The organism is Novipirellula sp., from assembly GCF_041583735.1.
Classification (GTDB): domain Bacteria; phylum Planctomycetota; class Planctomycetia; order Pirellulales; family Pirellulaceae; genus Novipirellula.
On sequence record NZ_JBFHFD010000181.1, the window covers coordinates 1 to 13,931 of the forward strand.

General features: G+C 56.0%; 6 protein-coding genes. 1 reads left to right on the forward strand and 5 read right to left on the reverse strand.

The window, feature by feature from the left end; genetic code table 11:
- On the reverse strand, nucleotides 1–1,363 hold a 1,363-nt coding region (locus tag ABX962_RS15120), incomplete at its 3' end, for a hypothetical protein (RefSeq protein WP_372720800.1).
- 1,294 nt (nucleotides 1,364–2,657) lie between these two features.
- On the opposite strand from ABX962_RS15120, the gene ABX962_RS15125 reads away from it, so the two are divergent.
- Complete coding sequence (locus ABX962_RS15125) at nucleotides 2,658–8,270, forward strand: DUF11 domain-containing protein (RefSeq protein ID WP_372720802.1); 5,613 nt, start codon at nucleotides 2,658–2,660, stop codon at nucleotides 8,268–8,270.
- A gap of 127 nt (nucleotides 8,271–8,397) precedes the next feature.
- Here ABX962_RS15125 and ABX962_RS15130 read toward each other — a convergent pair whose 3' ends face one another.
- From ABX962_RS15130 to ABX962_RS15145, 4 genes are read right to left on the reverse strand one after another with little or no spacing between them, the layout of a single operon-like run.
- The gene (locus tag ABX962_RS15130; RefSeq protein ID WP_372720804.1) at nucleotides 8,398–9,822 is read right to left on the reverse strand and encodes an FHA domain-containing protein; all 1,425 of its coding nucleotides are present in this window, start codon (nucleotides 9,820–9,822) and stop codon (nucleotides 8,398–8,400) included.
- A gap of 30 nt (nucleotides 9,823–9,852) precedes the next feature.
- Nucleotides 9,853–11,067, reverse strand: coding sequence for a hypothetical protein (locus ABX962_RS15135; protein WP_372720806.1), 1,215 nt, complete (start codon nucleotides 11,065–11,067; stop codon nucleotides 9,853–9,855).
- A gap of 12 nt (nucleotides 11,068–11,079) precedes the next feature.
- A complete protein-coding gene (locus ABX962_RS15140; protein WP_372720808.1) occupies nucleotides 11,080–12,756 on the reverse strand; it encodes an FHA domain-containing protein in 1,677 nt (558 codons plus the stop codon).
- Complete coding sequence (locus tag ABX962_RS15145) at nucleotides 12,753–13,571, reverse strand: FHA domain-containing protein (protein ID WP_372720809.1); 819 nt, start codon at nucleotides 13,569–13,571, stop codon at nucleotides 12,753–12,755. The genes ABX962_RS15140 and ABX962_RS15145 overlap by 4 nt, the downstream gene beginning before the upstream one ends.
- Nucleotides 13,572–13,931 lie beyond the last annotated feature (360 nt).

A 13,931-nucleotide genomic window follows, 5' to 3' on the forward strand; every position in this document is an offset into this window, starting at 1 on the left:
GAATTTCTTCGAGCGAAGCGGAACGCACAAGGTAGCCCAGGAATCGATTGTGATTGGCATTTAGGGAATCGACGGGTAGTTCGACACGCTGGACACTCAACACGAAGTTGTCCATCACAATGGGTTTCCATTTCAGTTTCGCATTGGGTTCCAATTCTCTGACGTATGCAAGCACAAACGTCTGAGACAGCGCCAAGTATTCAGGGCCTAATGCGCGAATTCGGATTTGACCCACAGTCATGTCAACTGGATCGATGCGAACATAGGGGTCTTGTTTTCGCATTAATTCTTCAATCTGTTCGAGTCGCACCTTGCCCACGTCGGTGTTGAGTTTCTCGAGGATCGCGTTTGGCATCTTGTACGTCTCGCTATAGATTAGCGAGTTGGAAAGCTGTTTTTCGTTCGCAATTAGCAATTGATCCACGCTCACACCCTCGTCAGCCTCTTCTCCTGACCATAAATATCCACTTCGAGGGATGCCCTTATTTGGCGGATTAACAAGTTCGAATTTTTCAATCGCTAACTCTAGAGGCGTTGGCAAGTCTACGGAGTTCAATGAATTGTCTTCAGACGCTTGAAGTGGATTGGGGTTGCCAGTGGGCGACACCCAAAGTCGTTTGGATCGCTGATCTCTACCGACGAAATAATTTAATTGCCGGGTTCCACGAATCAGATCTCGCATGACCGGCGTGAGATCCAGTCGAAACAGCTGGAATCGTGTGGGTGACTTTGCATCTTCATTGACGGTACCTGCGATCGGAGAGCGATCGTTTTCGCGACGCAACAATTGAATCCAAACGTGCTCGTCGGTGTGTTTGACGCCAGGATGTGGGGTGCGGGGAGCCCAGTAAATGCGGGACCAAAGTGTCTTGACACTATGGCTTGGGTTTGCGCTGTCGTGTGTGGCTAATTCTCGTAACGAGCTAATTTCGAAGTGCTCGTCCAAGTGGGCCGAATGGCTCAGTAAGTCGTTGGCATCGATTGTCGCGAGGAGTGCACCGTCGCTGATCCCGCGATTCGGGTCCAGAGGTTTGAGTGGAAGATCAATGGCCTCCGCCCCAAGCAACGATGTCGCTTCATTGCTCTCTAGGGGACCGAGTTTCTTACCCGCCTTCGGGAGCCGCTCATGAGAGATGATTTGTGAATAGGCGGTTTGCAACGCCAGTTCCATCGCTAGCTTTTTGTTCTGTGACTCGTCTTGTAAGTCGACTTTCTCACGCGACACAACATAGTCGACCAGTGTTTCCGTTTTCAGATAGCCGATGCCGTAACCCAATACGATTAGCATGACAATGAACGACAGCATTCGCCGCCGAATACCGAAAAGCAGTTGACGATGATCGCCATCTAATCGCGAACTCAACTCATTGCGAATGAGGGTTAGAAATTTTCGGATTCCATCGGACCGTGGGTCGCTTGCTCGGATAGACATCAAATACCTGGCCCCACTAATAGGTTGTGTTCAGATACCTATGGTACCGAGTGGCGGGGGGGATGCAATATTAGCGTCCTGCAAGTCTCAGAATAATGCCCCATCACTATTGCTCACCGTCACGATTGCTCACTCACAGAATGACGCTCCAGAACAACTTTCCAGAGCCACGCAGTTCTTAAGAGTATGTTCACCTGTGCACTGGTAAGACGCCATCGATTCCAGGGGGCATGCAAGCGACCACAGTGTATCGGTGCGAATCCGTGTCTGTCGGTGACCAGAAAACGCAACAAGAGGAAGCCACAGATCGCCTCAGTACCACATGGGCTGCGAAGAGCGACGACCGATCGATCTGATCATGCAATTGTCGCTTGGCACCAAATCGAGATTAGGGTTCGGCGCAGCCAAAGAAAGGAGAACTCTCTTGCGCACTAGCGAAACCGCAACAGATGCAAGCACTTGATTTGTCCAACCGATGCATTTGCCGACGCCTCCCATTCAGAGCGAGAAAACGTTGGTCTTGGTCTGATTCTACCAACGCGGCCCGGTGTGGCCAACGGTGTTATGTACGACTCGGTGTCGTAACTTTATGGGGGAAGTGACTCCATGCTGGAGGCTCGTTTTTGATTGCCTTGATTTTAATCCATTTTTTGTTGGCGAGGTACGGCTCGTTGCTACAAATCCTTTTGGTTCGCTGGATGGCTTTTCGGTTACCCGTTGCCCTCCGTGCGAAATCGCAGCGGGCTTGTTTGTGGAAACCACTGTTTTTCTCGTCAGCTTTGAGCTGCAACCTCCGATGCAGTTCACGACGATGCCGGGAGAGTGGGGGGCCAAGCACTTTCTCACGATAGGAACGGACGCAAGGCAATTTTGACAGCCGAATGTGGGACAGGCGAATCGTCGCTCGATCGCGCGGTTTGTGTCCAGATGAATGACCGCCAACCGCTTGGAAAGCGGATCGACAATGCTAGCATTCTCACTGGGACACTGTCCGACAATCGGTATAGATCGCCACGCTTTCCTAGGCCCCTTGTTTTATCCAGTCTGATGTGTGACACATACAGGGGCATACGGACATCCCATTCCTTGGAAAACAAGCGTGCTGCAAATGACTCGACCAGGTCTTTTTCAACGTCGATCCGTTTCCAACCTCCTCTCCCAGCTTAAATCGGCCCCGTCTAAATCGGCTCCGTCTAAAACGGCTCGCCGTAAGAGTCGGCGTCGATTGGCAGTCGAGCTGCTCGAGCACCGCCGCGTGTTGGCGGTCGCGGTCGACTTGGCAACGATCCAGGGAGTCGTGACCAACAGTGGCGATAACGTCGACGGCGCCACCGTCCAGCTGTACCGCGACAACGGTGACAACACGTTTGACATTGCTACTGACACGTCGGTCACTAGCACAACCACTGCGGCCAGCGGCCAATATCAATTCCCGCGTCTGACCGCGGGTTCGTATTTCGTGCGTCAGCCGGCACAAACCATCGATGGACGCTCGCTGTCGGAACAGGTCACCCCGCTGATTTCGATCAGTGGTACTGCGGTGCAGGGCCAGATCATCCAAACGATCGATGGCTTCAATTCGGCGGCACAGAGCGTCTCGGACACCACGGCGGACGGCAATCCGGTGATCAGCAGTGTGGCAGCACCCCAAGTCATCGGCGGCGAACGTGACCTGTTCGTCAACAAAACGAGTGCGACCGGCTCGATTCAATTGAGTGTCAACGATCCGCTGCTTCCCGATTTATTGTCGTTTGACTCCGCCCAACTTGGCGATGGACAACGGCGGATTTCATGGGACGGGCCTGACGGCACCGCATTGACGATCGATGACACCGGGCTCGCCGGCATCGACCTGACACAATCTGGGACCGCGGCAGGCGTTCGATTACAAGTCGGAGCGGACCGCGCCGGTGGAACCGCCATCGTCCGCATCTATTCCGATGACGGCGATGGGGCAACGGCAACACGATTCAGCACCGCGACGCTGGCCATTCCCGATACCGGGGGGACTCCGTCGTCGGCAGAATTTTTGCCATTCACATCCTTCGTTGACGGCGGCGGGGGTGTCGCGGATTTAAATAGTGTCGGAGCGATCGAGATCGAAATCAGCGGCAGTGCTAACGTTAACGGCACCGTCGAATTGGTCGGCACGATCGGACCTACGGTGATCGTTCAGGACATTGTCAATGTCGAGAGTGCCGATCTTTCGTTGACCAAAACGGTTGACAATGCGATGCCGTCGGTCGGCCAAAACGTGACCTTCACGATTACGGTCAATAACACGGGGCCGAGTAATGCGACCAATGTGCAGGTCAGCGATTTGTTGCCGGCGGGATTAACGTTTGTCAGTAGCACGCCGTCACAGGGGACTTACGACGAAGTCACCGGGATTTGGAATGTCGGCGCGATTGTAAACGCCGCCAACGCCACATTAGCGATCGTGGCCACGACCACCGGGCCAAATGCCACGACCAATACGGCTCAGGTCAGCCAAGTCGACCAGGCCGACCCCGACAGTACTCCCGGCGATGATGTGATTGGCGACGACGACTTGGCCAGTGTCGAAGTCTCGCCGCAACAAGTCGATGTCTCGCTGAGCAAAACCATCGACAACGCGACACCTAACGTGGGTCAAAACGTGACGTTCACTGTCACGGCCGCCAATCAAGGCCCCAATACGGCCACCGGCGTGATCGTTCGCGACGTGCTGCCCAGTGGAATGACCCTCGTCTCGGCGACACCCAGCCAAGGCAATTTTAATACCACTTCGGGATTGTGGAGCGTCGGCTCGATCACGGTCGGGTCCACTCCGACGCTGACGATCGTCGCCAGCGTCGATACGATTGGTCCTCGCACCAATACAGCCGAGGTGACTGCGGTCGACCAAGCCGACATCGATAGCACGCCGGATAACCAAGACGCAACCGAAGATGATCAAGCCAGTGTCGCACTGGACACCCCGATCGCCGATCTCTCGCTGACCAAAACCGCCAGCGATCTGCGTCCCAACGTGGGCGACGCACTTAGTTTTACGATCACGTTGGCTAACGCTGGCCCGGCCGACGCCAGTGGCGTGACGGTCACGGATGTGCTGCCTGCCGGAATCGCGTTTGTTTCGTCGACCGTGACGGCCGGCGACTACGACGCATCGACGGGTATCTGGACGGTAGGTGATGTGGCGGTGGGGGCAACGCCAACGTTAACGATCAACGCTCGAATCGAAGCCGCCGACGTCGTGACCAATACGGCTCGAATTGCGACATCCAATCAGTTTGATCCTGATAGCACGCCAGGGAACGATGTCGAGAGCGAAGACGATCAAGAGACGATCACCCTAACGCCTCGCACCATCGATTTGTCACTGACAAAAACGGTGGATGTGCCGCGACCGAGCATCGGCCAGAACGTTGTGTTTACCATCACGGCGGCCAACGCAGGGCCCGACACGGCTACCGGTGTCGTCATCTCGGACGCTCTGCCCACCGGATTGACGTTCGTGTCGGCAAATCCTTCGCAAGGAAACTACGATGCGGGCACCGGGCTATGGACAGTGGGCGACGTCACCACGACCGACACACCAACCCTGGAAATCACTGCCCAGTTTACAGCGACGGCAAACACGACCAACATCGCCCAAATCGACGCGGCGAACGAATTTGATATCGATAGCACTCCTGGTAATAGCGTCGCAAGCGAGGACGACCAAGCGTCGACCAGTGTCGTGCCAGCGAGTGCCGATCTGTCGCTGACCAAGACCGTCGATACGGCGACGCCGAATGTGGGTGACATTGTCACGTTTACGATCACTGCCACCAACGCTGGGCCGGACGATGCGACCGGCGTGGTCGTGCGCGACTTGTTGCCTGGCGGGACTACTTTTGTTGACGCGGTAGCGTCGAGTGGCAGCTACGACGAAACGACCGGGCAATGGACGGTGGGTACGTTAACGTCGGCGACTCCTGCAACGCTGAGCATCCGTGCTCGTACGTCTTCGACGAACCTGGTGACGAACACGGCAGAGATTATTGCCGCCGATCAATTGGATCCTGATTCGACGCCAAATAACAACGATCCGGCCGAGGACGATCAGGCCGTTGCCACGCTGCAGTCGCAGCAAATCGACTTGTCGCTGACAAAAACGATCGATAATGCTCGTCCAAACTTGGGCGACAACGTGACCTTCACGATCACCGTCACCAACGCAGGCCCCTCGGGGGCGACGGGGGTGGTGGTCACGGACACGTTGCCCGTCGGGTTATCGTTGGTCAGCAGCACGCCGAGCCAAGGAAGTTTCAACACCACCACAGGGGCGTGGAACGTAGGTGCGTTGGCACTGGACGGCTTTGCCACGTTGACGTTGGTCGCCAGCGTCGATGCACTGGGCAGCGCGACCAATACGGCTCACGTCACGGCAGCCAATCAAGTCGATATCGACTCGACCCCGGGCAACAACGATCCCGACGAAGACGATCAAGCGAGTGTCGATTTTGCGGTCCCGATTGCCGATCTTGCGCTGACGAAAACCGCCAGCAAGTCGAATCCCAATATTGGCGAGAACGTTACTTTCCGGATCACGCTGCGAAACACCGGCCCCGACGATGCGACTGGCGTCCGCGTCACCGACATCCTACCCGCAGGATTGGCGTTTGTGTCGACCAGTTTAAGTACCGGCAGCTACGATCCATTGACCGGAATTTGGAGCGTTGGTTCGGTTGCCGCTAATGGTAGCGAGACGCTCGACATCGTGGCGCTCGTGGAAACACAAGGGGCCAAAACGAACACCGCCCGCGTCACCACAGCCAACGAAGCCGACCCCGACTCGACGCCGGGCAACAACGAACCTGACGAAGATGACCAAGACCAAGTCACGATCTCGCCACCGCAGATTGATCTGTCGCTGACGAAAACGGCAAGCGTGGATCGTCCAGCCGTCGGACAAAACGTTGACTTTGTCGTGACGGTTGCTAACGCTGGGCCTGACCCCGCAACTGGTGTCATCGTGACCGACCTGCTTCCAGCGGGTTTTACGTTGACTAACAGCATCGTTTCGGCAGGCAGTTACAACGCGACCACCGGAATTTGGAATGTCGGCGCTCTGGTCGCGGGCGGTTCGCAAACGTTGACGTTGACGGCGCGAGTCGACACGGTGGGCGAGAAAACGAATATCGCCCAAGTCACTTCGGCGAATCAATTTGATATCGACAGCACGCCTGGGAACGATGTGACAAGCGAAGACGACTACGCGATCGTCAGCGTCACGCCCGCGAGTGCCGATTTGTCGCTCGAAAAAACGATTAGCAACTCGACACCGAACGTCGGGTCACAAGTCACGTTCACGTTGACGGCTAGGAACGCGGGACCGGATGCGGCGGCGAACGTCGTGGTGACCGATCCGTTGCCGGCGGGCCTGAGCTTTGTCAGCGCGACACCGAGCGTTGGCAGCTACGATTCTGCGACACGAACGTGGACGATTCCCACGCTGGCCAATGCGGCATCCGCAACGCTGGAGATCATTGTCACGGTCGATTCGGTCGGCGAAAAAACGAATACGGCGGAAATCACATCGTCAAGCCAATTCGATCCCGACAGCACCCCGGGCAATGCAGTCGCCGGCGAAGACGACACTGCCAGCGCCACGTTGACGCCTCAATTGGTCGACTTGGCACTCAGCAAAATGATTGATGAACCTAAGCCAAATGTTGGCGACACGATCGAGTACACCGTCACGCTGACCAACGCGGGCCCGTCGAGTGCCACCGGCGTCGTGGTGACCGATCTGCTTCCTAACGGAGTTCAATTTGTCAGTTCGACTCCGAGCCAAGGCACTTACGACGCGACCAGTGGTCTATGGAGCGTGGGGACGGTCGCCGACGGTGCCACGCCGACGCTGGTGATTCGTGCGACCGTGCTCAGTTCAGGCACGGCGACGAACACAGCTGAGGTTACCGCAGCGGACCAAACCGATTTTGACAGCACGCCGGATAACGGAGTCGTCACAGAAGATGACATCGCATCGGTTTCGTTCTCCACACCCGTAGCCGACTTGGCACTGACGAAGATCGTCAACGACATGACGCCTGACCGTGGCGAGAATATCACGTTCACGCTGAATCTTTCCAACTCGGGTCCCGAAGCGGCCACGGGCGTAACCGTGCGAGACCAGTTGCCGCCTGGACTGACATTTGTGTCGGCAACGCCAAGCATCGGCACGTTTGACGCGATCACCGGCATTTGGGCCGTTCCACGGATTGAAAGTGCGGCTCAGGCGGCGTTATCGATCGTGGCCACCGTGACGTCGGGGAATACTTCCATCAATCGCGCCGAAGTTTTGACGAGTCGCCAATTCGATCCCGACAGCACTCCGGGGAACGCGATTGACGGCGAAGACGACATGGCGTCGGTCAGCATCACGCCCAACGTGGTCGATGTTTCGGTCAGTGCCAGCGTGGACAATGAAACGCCGGTGGTCGGCGACACGATCGCGATCACGATCAATGCCGACAACGCAGGCCCGGCGACGGCGACGGGGGTCTCGGTCAGCGCCCCGGTCCCCTCAGGATTAACCTTGGTTTCGGCCAACCCTGGGCAAGGCAGTTACGATCCGGCGACCAGTATTTGGTTCATAGGGCCGCTGCAACCAGGCGTCCGCGCCCAATTGATTCTCAACGCCACCGTTGACGTACGAGGGGTGAAGGAGTTGCCGGTCGAGGTGATCACGACGGACCAATTTGACGTCGACAGCACGCCGAATAACGATGTCGCCAGCGAAGATGATCAAACGTCATTGTTGATTCGGGCCCCACGTTTGCTGAGCAAACGATTGTTCTTGTCGCGATAGGCAAGGGGCAACAAGAGAAGGCTCCGGCGTAGCGAAAGTCGCGAAGACTTTCGGTGCTTTAAGATGCACGACGAAACTCTTGGCGAGTTTCGCTACCTTAAACCTTCCATGAAATCAGTAACCGTTTTCACACGCGTTGGTGGAAGGGAAAGATCGCTTCGGCGAACGACTCGGCGGTCGGGAATCGCCGCGCCGGGTCGACGTCGATCGATTGGCGGATCACGTTCCGGAGCGTTTCCGGTAGATACGTGGCAACGTCCAAGACGGCGTGCGTTTTCTCGGGCTGAAACACCATGTCAGGGTCTTTGCCGGTAGCGAACCGAAACAGACAGCAACCGCACGCGAATAGGTCCACCGCCGGAGTCGCCGCGGCCGCATCTCGCAGTTGCGTAGGTGCACCATGCAGTTGCGCAGGTGCATTGTGCAGTTGCTCGGGGGTGAGGTAGGACTGCGTGGCGGTCGCCGACCGATCATGCGTCATCGAACTAGGGTCGTCGTTTTGGCCGTCGATTGTAGGTTCGAAGTTGCCGAGTTTGATTTGCAAATGGCGTCCTTCGCGATACCCAAAGATGCTCGACGGATGGATGCGGCGATGCACAATTTGATGCTGATGAGCACAGTGAATCGCTTGCAAGACACGCGAGACGGTCCATGTTGCGGTCACGATTCGTCGCTCGGGTGATTGACCATCGATTGTGGCGTGTAGGTTCAGCGGATCGACCGATTCCATCACCAAAAACGGTTTGTCGTCCTCGATTCCGAACTCAATCGTTTTCAGAATACGCGGGTGATCAAGACTGGTCAGCACCGCGGCTTCGCGAAAGAATGCTTGTTTCGCTTCATCGCTGCAAGCGACTCCGGCGTGAAAGACTTTCACGAGATAGGGCGTCTGTGTGCGATGATCTTTTGCGATGTAGAGCGTCGAGCTGCGATCACGCGAGATTACCCGCTTGAGCAGATAGACTCCCATCGCCAGCACGTTTGCTTCGCCTTGCTGCGGCGACGCTTCGTCACGCCACCACGGGGGCTGCGTTTGACTCTCTGCGATCCGTGTTTGTAAAATCGACGCTTGTGTCGATTGTCTTTGTGAAGCTGGGAAATCGACGGCGGATGTCGTCGGTGCCGAATGATCACGCGTCCGCTCGGCAGAATCATGCGGTTCCGCTTCAGGCTGGCTCTGCAGCGAGATCTGCTCTGCATGCAGGACTTCGCAGATGAACTCGGTCTCACCGACACCGAATCGATCCCCATCGACCAGCGACGCAGCGACTAAACGGACGCCGTTGACCCAAGTCCCGTTGCTGGAATTATTGTCGGTTAACTGCACGTGTGGCGGGGCGATCTGCAAACAAAGATGTTCACGAGAGAATGCGGGTTCGAGCGGCAGTTTTAGTTGTGACGGAGCTTGCCGCCCCATTGTGATGGTGGCGTCTTCTGCAAAGGTCCACGAAGCTCCGGCGTGAGGTCCCTTGGTGACGCGAAGCCGGACGGTCGACTCGGCACGCGAGCGGCGGGGATCACCGGGCTGGATCAGAATGGTTTTGTCGCTCATCCGTTCACTGCGTCACTGAGTTGCAAGCGATTATTCATCCTGCGCGTCGTCTTTGTTGGCAGCATCCGCTGCGGGTTTGGGGGCGGGTTCGTCACGAACTTCTTTCGCCAAATCCATGTTGACCATTGCATCGGCGATCCATTCTTCGTCTGGATTGATTTCCAATAGTGCCAACAGTTCGCGAAATTGAGGAGCGATTTGGTCGTAGACAAACTCGGTTCCCGGTTTGGCTTTGCCAAATTGGATTCCATTTTGCAGCATGAATTTGCTGAGGGTGGCGATATTGCGTTGTTCGGGCGGGTAGGCTTCGGTGTAGGCTTTGCGTTGGATCGCATTGACATCGGTTTCCGCCGCCTGCATGACGGTTTGATTAACGCGGCGTAGAAAAGCCTCGGCATCGTTGATCCGTCGCCACTCGGCAAGCGACAAGCCTTTGCGTTTGTTTGGCGGATAACGATGGTAGAATTTCGACGAGATCGCTTCAAACGTCGAGGCAAATTGTTTTGAAAGTGCAAACTGTTGTTCTGGTGTCACTTCGCGGCTTAGCATCGGTTCAGCGAGTTCGCTCATCTTGTCTCGCTCGACTGTAAATTCAGGATCACGGAACACAAATGGCCAAGTTTTGAATAGATCGGGAAGCGGGCTGGTCAGCGAGATCGCGATAGCTCCCCCGGATGCGGGCGTTTGCACTTGTAGGGCAGCAAGCGTTTCGTCGCTCAATAGTGGTAAATTGGCGGAAATCCCCGGTGACAGATCCCCGCCCGAAAGGAAACCATTTTGCTGAGCATTGATCTGGTCGAGCAAAAAGTTGAACAGATTGCCGTTTCGCACGGCGTATCGTGAATTGGCGGGATCGCTGAATGCGCGGTCCAATAGCGACGCCACGCGTGCTCGCTGCTCGACCATCGGCTTGCGACGGTTTTCAATGTCTGCTGCCAGCTTGTTCCATTTGCGAACGTCATACTCTTCTTGCATATTCCAATAGTTCTGCATGACTTTCAATTTTAGGTCGACTTTCTTCGAAGCCGCTTCGACCAATTTGATCTCCGACTTCGCGAACAACAACCTCGCCTCGGCGAGGCTTCGGGTCCGTTCGCCATCGGCTTTCATTAAGTTCGCTTGTGCATTGACGCGGTTGCTGATCGTGTCACTGGAATTGCTTCGGATCACGATTTGGGCTGATGCACTTGGGCATGTTTGCGTTACACCTAAGCCAGCCAGCAGAAAGAAAAGCGTAAATCGCATGAGCAGGAATTCCTAAGGAGTAGACTCGTTGGCCGTCGGGATCGCTGCGGCCATCGTCTTCGCCGTAACCACTTCGAGTATAACCGCTGAGTGTTCGTCGGGCGGTGCTTGATAAGCAACCAACCCCAATAACGCTGTGTCTCGCACAATCGGAGCACCGAGCAAATTCAAGCCCTGAACTTGCTCGGCGGTCGCTTTGATTCGTAGCGATCCGGCAACCCCATCGTACTCAGGGTCTTGCCCGAGGACGCGTAAGGCGAGCCACTCCAAATTCGCTTTTTCAGCAGAATCAAAAAACGGATCCTCGTGATCAAACCCGGAATTCAGCAGTTTTACGGCCAATCCCGGTCGCATCGATCGCGGGTTTTCGAGTGAGACGTGGGGGATGGACTTGCTGATTCGCAGCCAGCCCACATCCGCTGACGCAGCGGCGGTCATGGCTAAATTCACAAGCCGAGCGGCTTGCTGGAGCGAGGGATTTTCGGATGAATTTACCTCATCACTGCTCGCTTTTGCCGCTTCGCTTTGCTGGATGTATTGCTGGCGAAGAAGTTCGGACGTTTGAACTCGTTTATCAAATTCGGCAAGCACGCCGGACGCCGTAATCGCGTACTCTTGCATCGTCGCGATGTGTACCACTTTGGGCTGTGAGTAGCCGTTTTGCTGCATCATCGTGATGCTATGCACGATCGATCCCGTCGTGGACAAAAGATGGTCATCGGTTGCAACAGCGGTTCCGAGCCGAAAGTAGCTGTGCGTTTCTTCGTTCAGGATCAGCACCCAGTAGACACAGTCGTCGATGGAAAAGGACGCCTCCTGTGGCAGTGTGACCATTGGTGGCGTGATCGGTGGTACCGCAGCTGTGTTAATGGGAGTCACGGATTCAGAGGACGGGACTTTAGCGGTGTGCGGTGTGGAATCGACCGCGTTCTCGGCGGATTCGTGCGGAACAGGAGCATCCATCGGTTCCTGCAAGTCAACGCTTGGCTTTTGTGTCATCGATTCGGAAGCGGAAAACGAGGCCGATAATAGATAGACCGCTAATAAAATTGTCAGCAGCAGCGGCAGCCATGCCAAGGCAGGAATCCGCGTGCGGCGACGGTTCGGATCCGCACTGGGATGCGCAACCCCATGTTTTTTTGTCCACCTCGACTGATTGGAATGCGTAGCAGCAAGCTGGATGAATTCTTCAGTGGCAATCGGACGCGAGCCGAGGTAAACCGTTTGGTTCGGGCTTAGCGAGCAGGCGTTGATTCGTTTTCTGAAATCGGCATCGACAAACAATCCATTGCGGCTTTGAGCGTCTCGCAGAACGCAAGTCCCACTTCTACTAACGATCAATATCGCATGTCGTCCGGAAATCTCGGGATGATCCAGGGTCAGATCACAATCCGATGCTCGGCCGACGCTCAGCACGGCGTCGGCTCCCTGTTCGCTGGGCCAAGGCAACAGGATTGATTTGGTCAAATAGAGTCGCTCCGCGGCGAGGATGCGTCGTGGTTGGTCGATGAAATCGATCGCAGATTGGCGGCCAGCGACGCCCACGCGGCCTTGACGCGGCAACACCGTAAAAACGCCATCGTGATGGCGGATTTCACAGTGCAACGGCTTGATGTCAGGAGAGTTCACGACAATGCTGCAGTTGCGGTCGCTGCCGATTGTCCACGTCATCGATTCGTGCCGAGTCATGGCATTATCCTGTGGCGATTGAAGTTGGCAGCGGAGTCACCTGGCAAGCGAAATACAAAACGCTGTTCTCCGAGGATGAAAGTTGAACCGGATTGTAGCGTGGCCGAGGTGACTCGGTGCCAGACTCCGTTGTGGCTGTTCTGATCTTCGAGAATCCAACCGCTGCCGGTTTCACTCAGCACCGCGTGAAGCGGATCGATTGTGATATGGTTCAACACGATATCCGCCGACGTAGGATCACGGCCAATTTGCAACCGTTTTCCGGTCGGGATGGTGATCTCGTACGACGAGCTGCCGATTTCCAGCAGCTGAAATTGGGGTGGTGTCCCCTGCGTGCGTTCCCAGCGGAAACCAACTCCGCCAATCATAAACGAGTCGTCGGGGGCAAGGTGAATGATCGGTTTGCGGATAAAGGTGCCATTGGTACTTTGTTGATCGACCAGTTGCCAAAGACAGCCGCCGTTGGCATCGCTGGTCCGCTGGATTTTGGCGTGCAGCGAGGAAATGTCGGCATCGTTAGCAAAGCACCAATCGGCTTGGCGGCGGCCGAGCGTGGTTTCGGCCTTCCGCAGCCGCAACACTTCGCCGTCGGTTTCGCTGTCATCATCCAACGCGATCAGCAGTGGTGTGGGGACACGCCGCTCGGGTAGAAGCGGCCGCGTGCTGGGGATATTGGCTGGGCTCGGGCCAATTGCGGTGCCAGCAGCGTTTGCAATATGAATATCAATTGCCGTCATCTGAGGATCGACCATGCCACACTCGAGACATCGTTGGCCAAGCTCGATCCAGCGTTTGCACTTTGGACAGACAGGCATAGTGAAGCTCAACGGGGGAATCGAGACGAGGCGGCGAGCTGAACTGATTCATGAGCATCCGAAATCGAGATCGTCGCACAGAAAAGGGGGAACCGTCGTCAGGGCAAAATCACACACATTCGGTGACTCCACGAGACTGCGGTTATGATAGTTTAACACGGTGCGATGATGTCGTGGGGGCAAATGATTCATTGGCGTGTTTTCCATCGTGGCAATCGGAGCTTTCCCTGCGGCTCTCAACTTAAGTCAATTTCGCCGTAGCTACGCTCGCCAGAGCGTGGATTGCTGAGCTGTATTTCCACCGTCTGGCGACGGTAGCTACGGTAAGGTTGGATGCGCCGCACCAAGATCCACGGCACC